Genomic DNA, 18,262 nt, shown 5'->3' with positions numbered 1-18,262 from the left:
TATATCACGCGGGGCTGCGTCAGAGCATCATTCATGTTTGGGGTTCCGCGGGTCGTTCGGGGTCGCCGGGCACATCCAGCAGCCGTCCGAACCGGTCCACCGGGTAGTCGTAGCGCGCGCCGTCCCGGATGCATCTGACCACGATCCAAACGCCCGATTGCCCACCCGGCACGCCTGCGCAATCCGTTAGGCGCGCGTTTTGCCCGGTTTCATCCAGGTAGCGCTGTGCATAGGTGGTGATCACATCGGTCTCGGTGATCGTCGCGGCGATCCATCCCCATCTGAAGCCCCAGGCGGCCAATGCGGTGGCCAAAACGGCCAGGGGCAGGAACCACATCCAGCGCGGCATCAGCTCACCGGGCGGCGCGGAAGCGCGCGCGTCGCCAACCGGTATCCGCTGCTTTTTTGGTCGGTTTCACGCCCCAGCTGCGTGGGAGCACACTGCGGCTGCGGCAATTTTGCACAGGCTGTTTCGTGACCCTCTTGATCTGCGTCAATGCGATTGCAACCGGCGGGGCGCATCACCTCTTCGAAACAACACAAGGAAAGAGAACGACCATGAAACTCACCCCCAAAGCCCTCCTTCTCTCCAGCGCGCTTGCATTGCTCGCCGCCCCCGCGCTTGCGCAGTCTCAGGGCGATTGGACAATTGGTCTGGGGCTTGCCAACGTGAACCCCAAATCGGGCAATGGCACCCTCGCGGGCAGTGAAGCGGATATTGACGACGACATCGCGCTTACCTTCACATTCGAGTATTTCATTCGGGACAATCTTGGCATTGAACTGCTGGCAGCCACCCCGTTCGAGCATGACATCTCGATTGGCGGCGCGGCGGCGGGCAGCACCAAACATCTGCCCCCGACCCTGTCGCTGAACTACCACTTTGCGAATGCCAGCGCGTGGACCCCTTATGTGGGCGCGGGCATCAACTACACCACCTTCTTTGAGGAAGAATCGGCTTTGGGCACCCTTGAGCTGGACGATTCCTTCGGCGTTTCGCTTCAGGCTGGTGTGGACTACCAGATCAGCGATGCAGGCTCGCTGCGGCTGAACGTGCGGTGGTTTGACATCGACACCGACGCCACGCTCAACGGCGCGTCGATTGGCACCGCCGAGATCGATCCCATCCTCGTTGGCGTGGCCTACGTCCATAAATTCTAGGTCTTTGGCCCGGCAGGAAGGGACCAAATCCTCGCTCAAGGCTGACCCGGTGCATCCCATCGGGTCACGCCATTGCCGTCATGAGTTCGCGGCCCACCAGCATGCGCCGGATCTCGGACGTGCCCGCGCCGATTTCCATCAGTTTTGCATCCCGGAAAATCCGCGCCACCGGGCTGTCGTTCAGGAACCCCGCGCCCCCCATGGCCTGCACCGCCTGATGCGCCTGTTTCATCGCCTCCTCTGAGGCATAGAGACAACAGGCCGCCGCATCCTGTCGCGTCACGTCGCCACGATCACAGGCCTTGGCCACCTCATAGACATAGGCCCGCGCGGAATTCATCGCCGTATACATATCGGCGATCTTGCCCTGCATCAGCTGGAAATTCCCGATGGGCTGGCCGAATTGCTTGCGCTCACTCAGGTACGGCATAACCGCATCCAGGCAGGCCGCCATGATGCCAGTGCCGATCCCGGCCAGCACCACACGCTCGTAGTCCAGCCCCGACATCAGCACGCGCACGCCCTTGCCTTCTTCGCCCAGCACGTTCTCGAACGGCACCTGCACGTCCTCGAAAATCAGCTCGGCGGTGTTCGATCCGCGCATGCCCAGCTTGTCAAAGTGCGGGGAGGTTGAGAATCCGACCATCTCCTTTTCGATCAGAAAGGCGGTGATGCCTTTGGATCCGGCGTCGGGGTCGGTCTTGGCATAGACCACAAGCGTATCCGCATCCGGACCATTGGTGATCCAATACTTCGTGCCATTCAGGCGGTAGTGGTCGTTGCGCTTTTCCGCGCGCAGCTTCATTGACACAACATCCGATCCCGCCCCCGCTTCGGACATCGCCAGCGCGCCCACGTGTTCCCCTGAGATCAGACCGGGCAGGTATTTCTGTTTCTGCTCATCCGTACCGTTCAGCTTGATCTGATTGACGCAGAGGTTGGAATGCGCGCCATAGGACAGCGACACCGAGGCACTGGCCCGCGCGATCTCTTCGATGGCAACGGTATGGGCCAGGTAGGACATGCCCGCGCCGCCAAATTCCTCATCCACAGTGATGCCCAACAGACCCAGCGCGCCCATTTCGGTCCAAAGCTCGGACGGGAAGGTGTTTTTCGCGTCGATCTCGGCGGCCATGGGCTTCACACGATCCTGCGCCCATCGGTGCACCATATCGCGCAGCGCGTTCACATCTTCGCCCAGATCGAAAGCCATGGTTGCCATAAACATCGCGCCGCACTCCCCTCGGTGTTTATTGAACACTCGTTCATAAATGCCACAGCGCGCGCGCTCGGTCAAGCCAGCAAACGGCAGGCAGATCAACGCAACCGTCACACGGCACGCATTTTAGCGATGGGCGTGCGGCCTATTCGGCGGCGGTGGACTGTCCCTGGAACACCGCGCTCACCTCAGCGCGGATGATCCGCGCAATCAGCGCGCAATCTTCCAGCGAGAAGGTCAGCGGCACCCGCATGTCCACGATCCCCGCCAACACACGGTCGGTCTTGGGCATGGCCGGTGTCTCCGCATAACGCCAACTGTCGTACCGGCTGGTAAAGCCTGCGGGCTCTGCGCCGCCAAACCATTTCAGCTCGACACCCCGCGCAGCACAGCGGGCTAATACCTGGCGCACATCCGCCGCGCCCCAGTCGAGCAACAGGAACTGAATGGACGAGCCCACGATTGTCTCGGGCGCGGGCCGTTCAATCACGGTCAACCCCGGTGTGCCGCGCAGCCCGTCCTCAAGGCACCGGTAGCGCTCGTTCCACCGCGCGCATTGGGTTGCCAGATCAGCCACCTGCGGGCGCAGGATCGCAGCGCGCAGATTGTCCATCCGGCCCGAGATATTCGGCGTTTCATAGCGAATGGCGTCAAACGCCTCCTTCGGCGGTGCCGCCAGATGACGCTCGTAAAGCATATAGGACCCCGACAGCATCACCGAACGCGCCGCAATTTCTGCATCATCCGTGACCAGAAATCCGCCCTCGCCGGAATTCACATGTTTGTAGGTCTGACAGGAATAGCAGCCCACGGCGCCCTGACGCCCCGAGGGCACACCCTTCCAGGCGGCCCCCATCGTATGGGCGCAATCTTCGATCACTGTGACGCCCGCTGCTTCGCAGATCGCCATCAACCGGTCCATGTCACAGATGTGACCGCGCATGTGGCTGAGCAACAACACGCGGGCCGCACCGACCTTTTCCTCAAGATCATCAAGATCGATGGTCAGCGCTTCGGTCACGCCGACAAACACCGGCCGCGCCCCGACAGCAGCAATCGCACCAGGCACTGGCGCCAGCGTGAAGGCGTTGGACAAGACAGGATCGCCCGGCTTCACCCCAACCGCGCGCAGGGCCGTGGCCATGGCATAGCCGCCGGACGCCACCGCCAGGCAGTATTTCGCCCCGACGGTTGCCGCAAACTCCTGCTCCAGCAGCGCCGTCTCGCTGATCTCATCAGGTGCCGTGTTGTAGCGGTGCAAACGACCGTGCCGCAAAACCGCCATCGCAGCCTCGATACCGGCCTCCGGGATCGGTTCCTGCTGGGTGAAACTGCCTTTGAAAACTTCTGTCATAGCGCGCCTCTTCTTGGCTGAAACTCTGCCGATGCCAATGCCTTTGGTCAAGCCAGCAGGCGATCCACGATCTCCGGCAAATCGGCGTAATCCTGCAACAGCGCCTCAGGTGACAGCGCCGCCATGTCCCCGCCCGCAGGGCCGAAAGTGACCAGAACGCAGGGCACATTAGCGGCTTTGGCCGTGTTGCGGTCGGTATCGGAATCCCCGATCAGCACGCATTTCATCGGATCCCCCCCGGCTCTGCGTGCCGCCTCGTAGAGCGGTTCCGGGTCCGGTTTGCGCACCGGCAGCGTGTCTGCTCCGATCAGCGCGCCAAATGCATCGCGCACGCCAAGACGGCGCAACAGCGTGTCTGCCAGACCTTCGGGCTTGTTGGTGCAGATCCCCACACCGTAGCCCATGACCTTCAGCTGCTCCACCGCTGCCATCGCGCGCGGGTAGACCTGCGTATGGACGTCGATGGCAGCTCCGTAGGCTTCCAGCAGCACCGGGTAATAGGTATCGATGGTGGCTTCTTCTTCGGCGCGGCCCAGCCGGGCCATTCCCAGACGCAGCATCGCCCGCCCCCCGCGCAGGGCGGTGCCTGCATCCCCCTCGGCATCTAAAACATCGCCCGCGCCCATGTCCCGAAAACAGTGGTTTGCCGCGGCAATCAGGTCGCCACTGGTGTCGGCAAGCGTGCCATCTAGATCGAAAATTACCGTTTTCATGCCTGCTCCCCGGGCTGTAGTCTGCACGTAACCCCGCCACGGGATGTTGCAAGCCGCAACCTTCTTTGATGGCCGCGTGACTTGCGCCACCCCGCCAGACGGATAAACAGGGCCGGAGCAGAACACAAAGAGAAACGACATGAAAACCGCATTGGTCATCCTCGCCGCAGGCAAAGGCACCCGGATGAATTCGGACCTGCCCAAGGTCCTGCACCCGCTCGCCGGTGCCCCCTTGTTCGTGCATGCCATGCAGGCAGGTGCCAGCCTGGCACCGGAGCACACTGTCGTGGTCGCCGGTCACGGCGCGGATATGGTGCGCAAGGCCGCACTGGCCTATGACGAGACCGCGCAGGTGGTGGCCCAGACCGAGCAGCTTGGCACGGCCCATGCCGCAGCACAGGCACGCGATGCGCTTGCAGGATTTGATGGCACGGCGATCGTGCTCTTTGGCGACACGCCCTTTGTGCGGGCTGAAACGCTGGACGCGATGATGGAGGCGCAGGCGTCTCATGACGTTGTCATTCTGGGGTTTGAGGCCGCAGATCCCGGTCGCTATGGCCGGTTGGTGATGGCGGGCGATACGCTGGAACGGATTGTCGAATTCAAGGACGCGGATGCGGCGGAGCGCGCGATCACCCTCTGCAACAGCGGTGTCGTGGCCTGCAAGGCGCCGCTGCTGTTCGACCTGATCGAGGCTGTCGACAACAATAACGCCTCCGAAGAATACTATCTGACCGATATCGTCGGGCTGGCCCGCGCCCGCGGGCTGAGCGCCACGGTCGTCACCTGTGACGAGGCAGAAACGTTGGGCATCAATACGCGGGCCGAGCTGGCCGGGGCCGAGGCCGCGTTTCAAGCCCGCGCCCGCGCCGACGCCTTCGAGAATGGCGTGACCCTGCCCGCACCGGAGACTGTGCATTTCGCCTTTGACACCGTCATCGGCCGCGACACCCTTGTTGAGCCCAATGTGGTTTTTGGCCCCAGTGTCACCGTGGAAAGCGGGGTGACGGTACGGGCGTTTTCACATCTGGAAGGCTGTCACATTGCCCGTGGCGCGATCGTCGGGCCCTATGCGCGGCTGCGTCCGGGGGCCGAACTCAGCGAAGACGCGCGTGTCGGTAATTTTGTCGAGATCAAGAACGCGCGGATCGGCACCGGCACCAAGGTCAACCACCTCAGCTATATCGGGGATGCCACTTTGGGGCGCGGCACCAATATCGGTGCGGGCACCATCACCTGCAACTATGACGGCGTGATGAAACACCATACCGACATCGGCGAGAACGTCTTTATCGGATCAAACACCATGCTGGTCGCACCCGTGCATGTCGGCGATGGTGCGATGACCGGCAGCGGCTCGGTGATCACCTCGGACGTCGATGCCGACGCCCTGGCCATCGCCCGGGCCCCGCAGGTCGAAAAACCGGGCATGGCGGCGAAATTGTTCCAAATTCTAAGGGCCAAAAAGGCCAAACTCCAAAGAGGCAGCTAAAATGTGTGGAATTGTAGGGGTTTTGGGCCATCACGAAGCCGCACCCATTCTGGTGGAGGCGCTCAAACGCCTTGAGTATCGCGGCTATGACAGCGCGGGCATTGCGACCATCGATGCGGGCAAGCTGGACCGTCGCCGCGCGGTGGGCAAGCTGGTCAACCTGTCGGATCTGTTGGTGCACGAGCCGCTGACCGGCAAATCCGGGATCGGGCACACCCGCTGGGCCACCCATGGTGCGCCTACGGTCACCAACGCCCACCCGCATCAGGCCGGGCGCGTCGCCGTTGTCCACAACGGGATCATCGAGAATTTCAGGGAATTGCGCACGGAGCTGGCGGAGCTAGGAATTTCCTTTGTCACCGAAACGGATACGGAAACTGTCGCCCTTCTGACGGAGCACTACATGTCGGGTGGTGCAAACGCCGTTGAGGCCGCCAACAAGGCGCTGGACCGTCTTGAAGGGGCTTTTGCCCTGGCGTTTCTCTTCGCTGGCGAGGACGATCTGATCGTGGCCGCGCGCAAAGGCTCGCCGCTTGCCATCGGCCATGGTGACGGCGAAATGTTCGTGGGCTCGGACGCCATTGCCCTGTCGCCGCTGACCGACCGGATCAGCTATCTCGAAGAGGGCGACCGGGCGGTTGTGACCCGCGGCACAGTCGAGATACGCGATATCAACGGCGCGCTGGCCAATCGTGCGATCAAGACCGTCCAGATCGGTGATACCCGTATCGACAAGGGCGGCCACAAGCATTTCATGGCCAAAGAAATCGCCGAACAGCCGACCGTGATCGGACAGGCGCTGAGCAATTACCTAGACAATGAAGGCAAGATCATCCTGCCGGATCAGGGGCTTGATTTCTCCACCGTTGACCGGCTGACCATGGTGGCCTGTGGCACCGCATCCTATGCTTGCCTCACCGCGAAATACTGGTTTGAACAGATCGCGCGCCTGCCCGTGGATGTCGATGTAGCGTCGGAATTCCGCTACCGCGAGCCGCCCATTCCTGCGCGCACCGCAGCGCTTTTTGTCAGCCAATCGGGGGAGACCGCCGATACGCTGGCCGCCCTGCGCTATTGCGAAGGCAAGGCGGATCGCATCGTCTCCGTGGTGAATGTGCCCGAAAGCTCGATTGCCCGCGAAAGCGATCTTGTCCTGCCCATTCACGCAGGCGTCGAGATTGGTGTGGCCTCGACCAAGGCTTTCACCTGCCAGCTCGCGGTGCTTTTCATTCTGGCGCTCAAGGCGGCACAGGATCGTGGAGAGATTGACGCCGAGACCCTGGCCGAGCACCTCTCGGCCCTGCGTAGCATTCCCAGCGTGCTCAGCACCGCGCTGGAGGCCAATGCCGAGATGCAGAAAGCCTCGCTCAAGCTGGCGGAGGCACGTGACGTGCTGTTCCTGGGGCGGGGGCTGATGTTCCCACTGGCGCTGGAAGGAGCTCTAAAACTAAAGGAAATCAGCTATATACATGCCGAAGCTTATGCGTCCGGCGAGTTGAAACACGGGCCCATCGCACTGGTGGACAAGACCGTCCCCGTGGTGGTAATGGCCCCACGCGACGCGCTGTTCGACAAGACGGTGAGCAATATGCAGGAGGTTATGGCACGCAAGGGTCGGGTCATCCTGATCTCTGACCGGCAGGGGCTCAAAGAGGCTGGCGAAGGGGCTTTTGCCACCATCGAGCTGCCCACCGTGCCCGATGCCGTCACCCCGATCCTTTATGCCATCCCCGCACAGCTGCTGGCCTACCATACGGCCGTGGCCAAGGGGACGGATGTGGACCAACCGCGCAACCTCGCAAAATCTGTTACGGTGGAATAAATCATGGCCAAGCAATTTGATCACCTGAGTGACGTGCTGACCCGCTTCATCGAAGCACAGCATATTTTCTTTGTCGGCACTGCCGCAGCAGAGGGAAAGGTGAATATCTCGCCAAAAGGCATGGACAGCCTGCGCGTGCTGGGCCCGAACCGGATCGCCTGGCGCAATCTGACCGGATCGGGGAATGAAACCGCCGGGCACCTAGCGCAAGCCAACCGCATGACGCTGATGTGGTGTGGATTTGAAGCCAAACCGATGATTTTGCGCACCTATGGATCTGCACGAACGCTGCACCCGCGCGATGCGGATTTCGCGGAACTCAACGCGCTTTTCCCACAATCGGACGCGGCGCGGCAGATCTATGATCTGGCCATCGACATTGTCCAGACCAGCTGCGGCTATGCGGTGCCCTTCATGGACTATGCCGGCGACCGCGATGTGCTGAAGAAATGGGCCGAAGACAAAGGCCCCGACGGCATTGCGGCCTATTGGGATACACGCAACAGGCAGACCATCGATGGCGCGCCAACGCATATTCTCGACCCGCAAGAGGGCTGAAATCAGGCCAGAACCTGAAGGGTCACCAGATCGGTCAGGTTGACCTCCAGCAGCCGCATCGCAGAGAGCGACAAGCGGCTGCCTGCCGTTTCGGGGCCGTCTATGGGGATCAGCGTCACCGCGACTGACAGCCCGGTTGCCGGGTCTCTGACGCGACCTGCCGTTTCCGCTTGTACCAGCGGCGTTTTCAACCAGAAGCCCGGTTCCGCCGGGCTGCCCAGTGAAGCAACGGTTTGTCCCAAGGCACGCCCGCCCCCGGTTTGCGCCGCGGCCTGCCGTTCGGCGTCAGTGGTTTGATCCAGGGCTTCCGCTGTGCTGAGACCGGTTGTCGGCACACCGTCGCTCGCGGGCGCCGGCGCGGTCGTTTCCGGTTTGGCGACCCCCAGCGCGGCGCCGAGCTGTTCAAATTCCGCGCAGCCAGAAATGGCAAGAAGCGCGCCAACACAGGCAATCCAGGACACCATGGTTTTCAACATGACCCGTCTAAATCACATGTGCGGTGTTCCATCAATGGCGTTAACCTCTTGCTGCGCCAGCCCCAGACCATTACCTATGGTGCCATGACAGCCCCATTGATTGATCCCTTTGCCCGCGCGATTACCTACCTGAGAGTTTCGGTAACCGATCGCTGCGATTTCCGATGCGTCTATTGCATGTCTGAAAACATGACCTTTCTGCCCAAGAAAGAATTGCTGACGCTGGAAGAATTGGACCGCATGTGTTCGACCTTCATCGGGCTGGGCGTGGAAAAGCTGCGGATCACCGGCGGCGAGCCTTTGGTGCGCAAGGGCATCATGACGTTCTTTCAGGGCATGACGCGGCACCTGGACAGCGGCGCGTTGAAAGAGCTGACGCTGACGACCAATGGCAGCCAGTTGGAACGGTTTGCCAAGGACCTCTATGCCGCGGGCGTGCGCCGGGTGAATGTCTCGCTGGACACGTTGGATGAGAGCAAATTCGCGGAGATCACCCGCTGGGGTCGCCTGCCACAGGTGCTGCGCGGGATTGATGCGGCGCAGGATGCGGGGCTGCGCGTGAAACTGAACGCGGTGGCGCTCAAGGATTTCAACGAGGTTGAGCTGCCCTACATCACCGAATGGTGTGCAGCGCGCGGTATTGATCTGACGTGGATCGAAGTGATGCCGATGGGCGATATCGGCAATGAAGATCGCCTGGGGCAGTATTGGTCATTGAAAGATGTGCGCGCGCGCTACAGCGAGCACTATACCGTGACCGATCTGGCAGAACGCACCGGCGGCCCTGCCCGCTATGTCCGTCTGGAAGAAACCGGGCAGAAGATCGGCTTCATCACACCGCTCAGCCACAATTTCTGCGAAAGCTGCAACCGGGTGCGGCTGACCTGCACGGGCGAGATCTTCATGTGCCTGGGGCAGGAAGATGCCGCGGACCTGCGCGCGCCCTTGCGGGCGCATCCGGAGGACAACGGACCGCTCGAAGATGCGATCCGTGCCGCGATCGCGCTGAAGCCCAAGGGTCATGATTTCGACTACTCACGCCAACGTCTCGACGGACAGATGCCCCGGCATATGAGCCATACGGGCGGCTGATCCGAGCCATGCGCGCGCCGCCGCTCTTTCACGTCTATGTGGCCGCGACCGTCCTGTTGGCGCCCTTTGCGGCCTGGTCCGAAATTCGCAAATTGCGCCGGCAAGGCGTCTCGGTGTTACGCGCGCATGAGAAGATGGGCCATGCCAGCCAGCCGCGCTCCGGGGCGGGCCATCTGATCTGGTTTCACGCCGCCTCCGTCGGCGAGAGCCTCTCGGTGCTGGCGCTGATTGCCAAAATGGGTGAAATGCTGCCGCGCGCGTATTTTTTGATCACCTCCGGCACACCGACCTCAGCCAAGCTGGTCGCAGACCGGATGCCACCGCGGACCGTGCATCAGTTTGCACCGCTGGACGCGCGCGGCCCGCTTAGCCGGTTTCTGGGGCATTGGCGCCCGGCCGCCGCGATCTTTGTGGAAAGTGAGCTTTGGCCCCGGATGCTGCGCATGACCCGCGACAGGGGCACCCCCATGGCGCTGGTCAACGCGCGGCTGAGTGCGAAATCCCGTGCGGCCTGGGCCAGCAAACCGGCGCTGGCGGCCTATGTGCTGGATGTCTTCGATCTGATCCTGACGCAGAATGACGAGATGGCGCAGGCGATGGTGGCGATGCACGCCCCGGTGGATCGGGTCGCGCGCGGCACCAATCTCAAGGCCATGTCCTCGCCACTGCCCACCGACCCGGCGGTGCTGGCGCAGGTGCGCACCGCCATCAAGGCGCGCCCGATCTGGGTCGCGGCCTCTACCCACAAGGGAGAAGAGGCCACGGTGCTGGCGGCGCATAAGGCGCTGCTGGAAGATATCCCCGATCTGCTGCTGATCCTGGTGCCGCGTCATCCGGATCGCAGCGATGAGGTGGCCGCACTGATATCGGATCACGGCCTCAGCCATGCCACCCGCTCGCAGCAGGCGCTGCCAACGGCGGAGGACGCGGTCTACCTCGCGGATACGCTGGGCGAGCTGGGCAATTGGTACACGCTCACCGATTTCGCCTTTCTCGGTGGCTCGCTGCTGCCCATCGGCGGGCATAATCCATTTGAGGTGGTGCAAGCGCAGGCTGCGGTGCTGTCGGGGCCGCATGTGACCAGTTTTGCGGAAACCTATTCGGACATGACGGAAATGGGGGCCGCGGAAATTGTCGATGACGCGCCCGCCCTTGCAAAGGCCGCCGGAAGGCTGTTGAAGGACCCCGCCCATGCTGCTGCCAGTCTGACGGCGGCGGACCAGTTTGTGCGGGGGAAATCGGACGAACTGGGCTCCATTGCGGCCCGCCTGATCCATATGCTCAAGCTTGAGGATGACATCCGATGAGTTCTGTTCCCGCGCCAGTGCTGCGAGACATTGAGGTGATTGCGCCGAATTTCAAACGTCGCCATTCCGGCGTGACGTCGACCGTGATCCGTCTGGTGCCGCTGCAGGCGCATGACATCGCGATCACTGCCTGCGCGCCCGATCTGCCGCCCGAGGTGCCGAACATGGCGCCGGTGCGGCTGTTGCGCCTGCCGCGACGCGGCCCTTCCGGCGCCCGGGTCTGGCACGCGCGTCGCAACGTCGAAATGATCGCGGGTCTTGCGCTGAAATACATCACCGGCAAGAAGCTCAAGCTGCTTTTCACCTCTGCGGCACAGCGACGGCACACCGGGTTCACCCGGTGGCTGATCCGGCAAATGGACGCGATCATCGCAACCTCGTCGAAATCCGCGAGCTATCTGGAACGCGATGCAACGGTGATCCGGCACGGTGTGGATTGCGAACAGTTTCAACCGGTTGACGACCGGGCAGCCTTGCGTATCGCGCTGGATTTACCCCCTGATGGCCCCCTGATCGGCTGCTTTGGCCGCATCCGGCATCAAAAGGGCAATGATCTCTTTGTCGCTGCGATGATCGACGTTTTCAGTAAACACCCCGAGGGCAAGGCCCTCATCATGGGGCGGGCGACGGCGGAACATCAGGATTTCCTGAAAAAGCTCAAGGATGACGTTGAAAGCGCGGGATTGTCGGATCGGATTCTGTTCCGGGATGAGGTGCCGATTGCGGATTTGGCCCGTCATTTTCAGGCGCTGGACCTCTATGTGGCCCCGCAACGTTGGGAAGGGTTCGGGCTGACACCGCTGGAGGCCATGGCCTGCGGTGCGCCCGTTGTCGCCACGAAAGTGGGCGCTTTTGAAGAGTTGGTGGTGGAAGGGGAGACCGGGCATCTGGTGGAGATCGAAGACGCGTCCGCCATCGCGGACCGGGTCAGCCGGATCCTGTCATCCCCGGAAAACCTTCAATCGATGTCGGAGGCCGCCCGGCAAAACGTGGTCGACAACTTCCGCATCGAACAGGAGGCTGCTGCCATCATCGCGGTGTACCGCAAGCTGCTCGCCGCCTAATCCCGGCCTGGCCCACTATGAGGCGACGGGCAGCCGTTGTTCAACGATCTCCGCCCACCAGCTACAGCCTGCCGGGATCGCCTCATCGTTGAAATTGTACTCCGGGTGGTGCACCGCCGCGCCCGGTCCGTTGCCGACCAGAATATAGGCGCCCGGGCGTTCTTCGAGCATGAAGGCGAAATCCTCGCCGCCCATGACCAGCGGTGCGTCGGCACAGGAGCCGCTGATCTTGGTCGCGACATCTGCTGCAAATTTGGTCTGCTCATCGTGGTTCACCATGACCGGATAATTGCGCACATAATCCACCCGCGCCTCGGCACCAAAGCTCTCCGCCACACCTGTCGCAATCTTCTTCAGACGCGTTTCTGCAAGGTCCCGCATCTCACCGGACATCGTGCGCACCGTACCCTTGAGGGCCACCCGCTGCGGGATGACATTGAACGCCTTGGAGGAGGTCTCGAACGAGGTGACGGAGACCACGACCTGATCAACCGGATCCGCGAAACGGCTGGCAATGGTCTGCAAGGCAACGACAATCTGGCTCGCCACAACGGTGGTATCCACGGTTTCATGCGGCTTTGCGGCGTGACCCCCCAAACCTTCGACCTCAATCTCAAAGATATCCGTCGCAGCAAAAAACGCACCGGGGCGGATCGCGAAACTGCCCAAGGGACGGCCCGGCCAATTGTGCATGCCGTAAACTTCCTGAATACCGAAACGGTCCATCATCCCGTCTTCGCACATTTCGCGGCCACCACCTCCGCCCTCTTCGGCAGGCTGGAAGATCACCACGGCCGTGCCATCGAAATTGCGCGTCTCCGCGAGGTATTTCGCCGCCCCCAGCAGCATTGCAGTATGCCCGTCATGCCCACAGGCGTGCATCGCGCCCGGTGTTTTGGAGGCATATTCAACACCAGTCTGTTCCAATATCGGCAGGGCATCCATATCCGCACGCAAGCCGATCACCTTGCCGGAGGTGTCCGAATTGCCCTTGATCACGCCCACGACACCGGTGCGCCCGATGCCCGTGACGACCTCGTCACACCCGAAGGCCGTCAGCTTTTCCGCCACCAACGCGGAGGTGCGATGCGTATCGAAAAGCAACTCCGGGTGCTCATGCAAGTCGCGTCGCCATGCGGTGATTTCATCATGCAGTTCGGCAAAACGGTTTTTGACAGGCATGCGTATCGTCTCCTTGACGGCCATGCGACCACGTACGGCGCTTCTTGCATAAGGCAAATGGCCACCATGGTTCAGGCTTTTGGGCGTTGGGTGCCTTCAGGGCACGGAAATGCGGGCGCGATTCCGACCGCTTACCGGTATCTTAACCCGCTGTGCCGGGTCTTCAACCAGATCGCGAAAATTCATGGACAATATCCAGGGCAGCGCTAGAGGGCCGGACCAAGGTGCATCCTGCTGCCGTCTGAAAAACGTGCCAGTCTGAAGCGGGTCAGATCATGCCCCGGTGGTTTGCCCTGCGCCAGATCCGCAAGCACCCGCCCCATTGCTGGACCGATGCCAAACCCGTGGCCGCTCATGCCCGTGCCCAGGGTGAGCCCCGGCAATGCCGCCACCCTGTCCACCACGGGCACGATGTCGGGCATGGTATCGATCATGCCGGCCCAGGCATGCGACAGCTGAAAATCGGGTAGTTCCGGAAACAGCTGTGCGAATTGGCTTTTCAGGCGATTTGCCCGGCTCATGTTCGGTTTCGGGTTCAACACGCGCAGGGCCTCAAAGGGGCTGGGCTGATCCCCCGACCAGTGTCGGGGTGTGCGCCAGCCATCGGGATACCCTTTGGGTGCGACGGGCAGAAATCTGGTGCCAAAGGGGGCCGCGCGCAGCTGGGTCAGGAATTTCGGCAAGGCGCGCAGAGCGTCCCACCCCAGAAACAGCTCATGAAACCCGCCCGGCGCAAGGGTGTACCCGCCATCCACGCGGGCACGAAAGGCAATCTCATCATCCGCGACGCCACCTGGGGCCACCACCGGCAGCGCCGACGTGGCCGCAACGGTTGCGCGCACGGACAACTGCGGCAGCGCCACACCATGATTGCGCAGGAAAAGCGCGGACCACGCGCCGCCTGCCAAAACCACTTCCGGGGCGGCGACCCTGCCCCGTTCCGTGACAACCCCGGCCACCCGCCCGGCCGCAAGATCAAGGCAGCGCACGGCACAATTCTCGATGAGTACGGCACCTTCGCGCTGCGCAATCTCGGCCACAGCAGGCACCGCCAGCCAGGGTTCAGCCCGCATGTCGGAAGCGGTGTGCAGCGCGCCGGCGTATTTTTTGGACATGCCGGGCACCAAATCTGCAGCCTCAGTTGCGGACAGGAGCCGTGTATCGACGCCCGCATCGCGGGCATGGGCGATCCAGTCTGCATAACGGGCCATCTGCGCCTCAGACTGTGCCAGATAGGTCACGCCGCCCTGCGTGAGCCCGATATCCTGATTGGTCTGGGTCGCCAGCTCACGCCAGAGGCGATTGGCCTCCACCATGATCGGCAGCTCATCCGGGTCGCGTCCCTGCTGGCGGATCCACCCCCAGTTGCGGCTGGATTGTTCGCCCGCAATGCAGCCTTTTTCCAGCAGAACCACCTTTTGACCCGCGCGCGTCAGGAAAAGAGCCGTTGAGACCCCCACAACCCCGCCACCCACGACGACAACATCCGCCTGCGCTGGCAGCGCTGCGGAAAAACGTCGGGTTGTTGCGTCTGAAAAGGGAAAAGACTGCATATCAGGCAAAGCGTGTCTCAACAAGACGATCTGCCGCGCATTGCGGGGTTTTTCCACACCAGGCCAACCGGCTCATTGGCACAATCGGGTGACCAGCTTCTGCATAAAGCTGTGGCCTGCGTTGAATTCTGCAACTGAAATAAATTCGTTGGGCTGATGCGCCTGTGCAATATCACCCGGACCGCAGATGACAGCAGAATATCCCGCTTCCTGAAATTGCCCGGCTTCCGTGCCGTAGCTGACCACATGGCTGGCATTGTCGCCGGTCAGCATCCGCACCAGGCTCTCGGCTTCACCCTCGACCTCAGGCTGCAACCCCGGCACATCAAAGCGGGGTGAGATTTCGATCTTCGTCTCCGGCACCACCGCCTGCATGAGCGCTTCGACCTCGGCGACACGCGCGCGGTAACGCGCCTCCCAATCCGATTTGCTCTCGCCGGGCACCACGCGGAAATCGACCGCGAAATAACAATCCTTGGCGGTGATGTTATGCGCCGTGCCGCCCTCGATCATCCCGACATGAACCGTGGTGTAGGCCGGGTCGAACATCGCCGCCATGGCGCCGGGTGTGGCGCTCTGGTTTTGCGCGTTCATCTCATTGGCCCATTCGATCAGCTTGGCACCATACATGATCGCATTCACACCGCGGTCCAGCAGCGAGGAATGCACTTCAAAGCCGCGGATATGGGTATTGAACCCGGTGCCGCCCTTGTGGCCGGCCACCACGCGCATCGACGAGGGCTCGCCCACGATCACGGCGGACCCTTTGGGCAAGACCGGCTGCATGGCCGCAATCATCGGCGGCGCACCGATGCAGCCGATTTCCTCATCAAAGCTCAGCGCAATCTGCAGCGGTCGTTTGATCCCTGCGTGATGTGCCTCGACCATTGCCCAGATCGCCAGCGCGTCGAACCCCTTCATATCGCAGGTGCCGCGCCCGAAATACTTGTCGTCTCTCTCCACCAGATCAAAGGGATCGCTGTCCCAGGGCTGGCCATCCACCGGGACCACATCGGTGTGACCGGAGAGCACGATCGCGCCTTCTTCCCAAGGTCCAACATGCGCAAAGAGCGCCGCCTTGGGTTCATCGGGATGATCGTAGCGATGCGATGCGATCCCGTGACTGCTGAGATAGTCATCCACCCAGTCGATCAAGGGCAGGTTGGTGTCACGGCTGACGGTGGGGAAGCTGACCAGTTGGCGCATCAGCTCCAATGGGGTGAGCCGGTCAGTCATACAGGCGGCGTCCGCTCAACCCTTCCGGGGCGTCCTGCCCTTCGCGCAGTCGGTTTTCTGTGCGCACCAATGCGTCATCGCGCTTATAGCCGCCCCAGTCGCCCTGCAACACAAAATGCCCCGGTTCAACTTCGTCATAGACTGAAGGTCCGGGCGCGTAGCCAACCGGATGGATCGGCGATGGGATCGGTTTGAAGTTCAGATCCCGCTCGTCCTTGCGTTTGCGCGGGTCCGCGATGGGCACCGCCTTCATCAGCGCCTGCGTATAGGCATGCTGCGGGTTTTCGAAGACCCGCGCGCGCGGCCCCAGTTCGACAATCCGGCCCAGATACATCACGCCCACCTGATGGCTGACGCGTTCAACCACCGCCATGTCATGGCTGATGAACAGGAACGACAGCCCCATTTCGGCCTGCAGCTCCAGCATCAGGTTCAGCACCTGCGCCTGCACCGACACATCCAGCGCCGAGACGGCCTCATCCGCGATGATCAGTTTCGGATTGAGCGCCAGGGCGCGGGCGATGGCCACCCGTTGCCGCTGCCCACCCGAAAGCTCGTGCGGAAAGCGGCGCATGAAGCTGCGGGGCAGTTCCACCCGGTCAAAGAGCATGCCGACGCGGTCCTGCACGGCCGACCCCTTAAGCGTGCCGTAGTTGTGCATCGGTTCGGCCACCTGATCGCTCAGCTGCATCTGCGGATTGAGCGAGGCGAAGGGATCCTGAAAGATCATCTGCATGTCGAGCCGCGCCTCGCGCAGCGCGTTGTGATCCAGCGCCATGACATCAGTGCCGTCGAGGTTGACCTCACCGGACATCGGATCGACAAGCCGCAGGATCGACCGCCCGGCGGTGGATTTGCCACAGCCGCTTTCGCCAACAAGGCTCAGTGTCTGCCCCTTGTTGATGGTGAAAGAGACATCCTCCACCGCGTGCACATTGGCCACGGTACGTCGGAAAAAGCCACCCTTGACCGGGAATCGCGTGGTCAGGTTCTTGACCGACAGCAGCACCTCATCCGTACCGGTGATCGGTTTGATCTCATGGCCCTCGGTGCCCAAGAGCTTCATCGGCTCCGGGAATGCCTTGCCGGTCATTTCCCCCAGTTTCGGCACCGCTGCCAGCAGCGCCTTGGTATAGGGGTGCTGCGGGTTCTCGAAAATCTCGGCCACGGGGCCTTCTTCGACCTTGTTGCCGCGGAACATCACAACCACGCGGTCGGCCATCTGTGCCACCACCGCCATGTCATGGGTGATGAACATCACCGCCGTGCCGGTCTCACGCTTCAACCGGTCCATCAACGCCAGAATTTCCGCCTGAATGGTCACATCCAAGGCGGTTGTCGGCTCGTCGGCGATCAGCAGACGCGGCTTGCAGGCCAACGCCATGGCAATCACCACACGTTGTCGCATCCCGCCCGAAAGCTCGTGCGGGTATTGCACCAAACGCCGCTCCGGTTCCGGAATGCGGACCTCGCGCAACAGCTCCAGCGCCCGCGCCTCGGCTTCAGCGCGCGTCATATCCTTGTGCAGACGCAGCCCCTCGGTCAGCTGCCGCCCGACGGTGAACACCGGGTTCAGCGCCGTCATCGGCTCCTGAAAGATCATCCCGATCTCATTGCCCCGGATCGAGCGCATCTTTTCCGGATCGGTGCTGGCCAGGTCAACATCATCGGCATCCGGGCGATCAAACCACAGCTGCCCACCAGTGATTTCGCCGCCGCCAAACTCCACAAGCCGCATCAGGGAGAGCGATGACACCGACTTGCCGGACCCGCTTTCGCCCACCACGCAGACGGTCTCGCCCGGGTTGATGTCAAAGGAAACATCCTCGACCCCGATAACCGGCCCGTCCTTGGTTTGGAATTCGACCCGCAGCCCTTTGATTTGTGCAATAGGATGCACAGCACCGCTTTGTTGTTCGTGATCCAGCATGGTCGCCCCTGATGTTCTTGTCCCGGGACGCTAAAGCCAAGACGCCAGTGGTGTCAAACCCGTCCGGGGCAGTTGCCACAAAGTCATCCATCACAAGGGTTGC

The 18,262-nt window shown here is 62.0% G+C and carries 16 protein-coding genes; 7 read left to right on the top strand and 9 right to left on the bottom strand.

Annotated features, from left to right (window positions below; genetic code table 11):
* Positions 1-31: 31 nt before the first annotated feature.
* The gene (locus tag Q1A63_RS06270; RefSeq protein WP_298969927.1) at positions 32-349 is read right to left on the bottom strand and encodes a hypothetical protein; all 318 of its coding nucleotides are present in this window, start codon (positions 347-349) and stop codon (positions 32-34) included.
* Positions 350-558: 209 nt separating this feature from the next.
* On the opposite strand from Q1A63_RS06270, the gene Q1A63_RS06265 reads away from it, so the two are divergent.
* Positions 559-1,161: an OmpW family outer membrane protein gene (locus Q1A63_RS06265; protein ID WP_298969928.1), complete on the top strand. Its 603-nt coding sequence runs from the start codon at positions 559-561 to the stop codon at positions 1,159-1,161.
* Between the two features lie 64 nt (positions 1,162-1,225).
* On the opposite strand, the gene Q1A63_RS06260 is transcribed toward Q1A63_RS06265, so the two are convergent.
* From Q1A63_RS06260 to Q1A63_RS06250, 3 genes are all read right to left on the bottom strand, one after another.
* The gene (locus Q1A63_RS06260; protein WP_298969929.1) at positions 1,226-2,389 is read right to left on the bottom strand and encodes an isovaleryl-CoA dehydrogenase; all 1,164 of its coding nucleotides are present in this window, start codon (positions 2,387-2,389) and stop codon (positions 1,226-1,228) included.
* 136 nt (positions 2,390-2,525) lie between these two features.
* Positions 2,526-3,734: an aminotransferase class I/II-fold pyridoxal phosphate-dependent enzyme gene (locus Q1A63_RS06255; RefSeq protein WP_298969930.1), complete on the bottom strand. Its 1,209-nt coding sequence runs from the start codon at positions 3,732-3,734 to the stop codon at positions 2,526-2,528.
* Between the two features lie 47 nt (positions 3,735-3,781).
* The gene (locus tag Q1A63_RS06250; RefSeq protein ID WP_298969931.1) at positions 3,782-4,447 is read right to left on the bottom strand and encodes an HAD-IA family hydrolase; all 666 of its coding nucleotides are present in this window, start codon (positions 4,445-4,447) and stop codon (positions 3,782-3,784) included.
* A gap of 139 nt (positions 4,448-4,586) precedes the next feature.
* On the opposite strand from Q1A63_RS06250, the gene glmU reads away from it, so the two are divergent.
* Genes glmU through Q1A63_RS06235 form a run of 3 tightly spaced genes read left to right on the top strand, consistent with a single transcriptional unit; the run spans position 4,587 to position 8,319 of the window.
* Entirely contained in the window at positions 4,587-5,939 is a 1,353-nt protein-coding gene (gene glmU, locus Q1A63_RS06245; RefSeq protein ID WP_298969932.1) for a bifunctional UDP-N-acetylglucosamine diphosphorylase/glucosamine-1-phosphate N-acetyltransferase GlmU, read from the top strand.
* A 1-nt stretch (position 5,940) separates the two neighbouring features.
* Positions 5,941-7,761, top strand: a complete 1,821-nt coding sequence (gene glmS / locus Q1A63_RS06240; RefSeq protein WP_298969933.1) for a glutamine--fructose-6-phosphate transaminase (isomerizing) — start codon at positions 5,941-5,943, stop codon at positions 7,759-7,761.
* Between the two features lie 3 nt (positions 7,762-7,764).
* A complete protein-coding gene (locus tag Q1A63_RS06235) occupies positions 7,765-8,319 on the top strand; it encodes a pyridoxamine 5'-phosphate oxidase family protein (protein WP_298969934.1) in 555 nt (184 codons plus the stop codon).
* Positions 8,320-8,321: 2 nt separating this feature from the next.
* Here Q1A63_RS06235 and Q1A63_RS06230 read toward each other — a convergent pair whose 3' ends face one another.
* On the bottom strand, positions 8,322-8,795 hold the full coding sequence (locus Q1A63_RS06230; RefSeq protein ID WP_299499242.1) for a hypothetical protein: 474 nt from the start codon (positions 8,793-8,795) through the stop codon (positions 8,322-8,324).
* Between the two features lie 84 nt (positions 8,796-8,879).
* Between Q1A63_RS06230 and moaA the strand changes: the two genes are divergently transcribed.
* The 3 genes from moaA to Q1A63_RS06215 are packed head-to-tail and all read left to right on the top strand — an operon-like array spanning position 8,880 to position 12,258.
* Positions 8,880-9,887, top strand: coding sequence for a GTP 3',8-cyclase MoaA (gene moaA, locus Q1A63_RS06225; RefSeq protein ID WP_299631056.1), 1,008 nt, complete (start codon positions 8,880-8,882; stop codon positions 9,885-9,887).
* An 8-nt stretch (positions 9,888-9,895) separates the two neighbouring features.
* A complete protein-coding gene (locus Q1A63_RS06220) occupies positions 9,896-11,194 on the top strand; it encodes a 3-deoxy-D-manno-octulosonic acid transferase (RefSeq protein WP_299631054.1) in 1,299 nt (432 codons plus the stop codon).
* Positions 11,191-12,258 (top strand): glycosyltransferase family 4 protein, encoded by a 1,068-nt coding sequence (locus tag Q1A63_RS06215; RefSeq protein ID WP_299631052.1) that lies wholly within the window; start codon positions 11,191-11,193, stop codon positions 12,256-12,258. The genes Q1A63_RS06220 and Q1A63_RS06215 overlap by 4 nt, the downstream gene beginning before the upstream one ends.
* A 15-nt stretch (positions 12,259-12,273) precedes the next feature.
* Here Q1A63_RS06215 and Q1A63_RS06210 read toward each other — a convergent pair whose 3' ends face one another.
* The 4 genes from Q1A63_RS06210 to Q1A63_RS06195 all read right to left on the bottom strand — a co-directional run bounded on the left by Q1A63_RS06210 (position 12,274) and on the right by Q1A63_RS06195 (position 18,159).
* Entirely contained in the window at positions 12,274-13,440 is a 1,167-nt protein-coding gene (locus tag Q1A63_RS06210; protein ID WP_298969939.1) for a M20 aminoacylase family protein, read from the bottom strand.
* A 206-nt stretch (positions 13,441-13,646) separates the two neighbouring features.
* Positions 13,647-14,993, bottom strand: coding sequence for an FAD-binding oxidoreductase (locus Q1A63_RS06205; protein ID WP_298969940.1), 1,347 nt, complete (start codon positions 14,991-14,993; stop codon positions 13,647-13,649).
* A gap of 72 nt (positions 14,994-15,065) precedes the next feature.
* Positions 15,066-16,229, bottom strand: coding sequence for an acetylornithine deacetylase (gene argE, locus Q1A63_RS06200; RefSeq protein ID WP_299631049.1), 1,164 nt, complete (start codon positions 16,227-16,229; stop codon positions 15,066-15,068).
* Complete coding sequence (locus Q1A63_RS06195) at positions 16,222-18,159, bottom strand: ABC transporter ATP-binding protein (protein ID WP_298969942.1); 1,938 nt, start codon at positions 18,157-18,159, stop codon at positions 16,222-16,224. Before Q1A63_RS06195 ends, argE begins: the two co-directional genes overlap by 8 nt.
* Positions 18,160-18,262 lie beyond the last annotated feature (103 nt).

Origin of the sequence: uncultured Roseobacter sp. (assembly GCF_947499265.1) — a bacterium.
In the GTDB taxonomy this organism is placed as follows: Bacteria; Pseudomonadota; Alphaproteobacteria; order Rhodobacterales; family Rhodobacteraceae; genus Roseobacter.
This window is presented reverse-complemented; position numbering and strand designations above follow the sequence as displayed.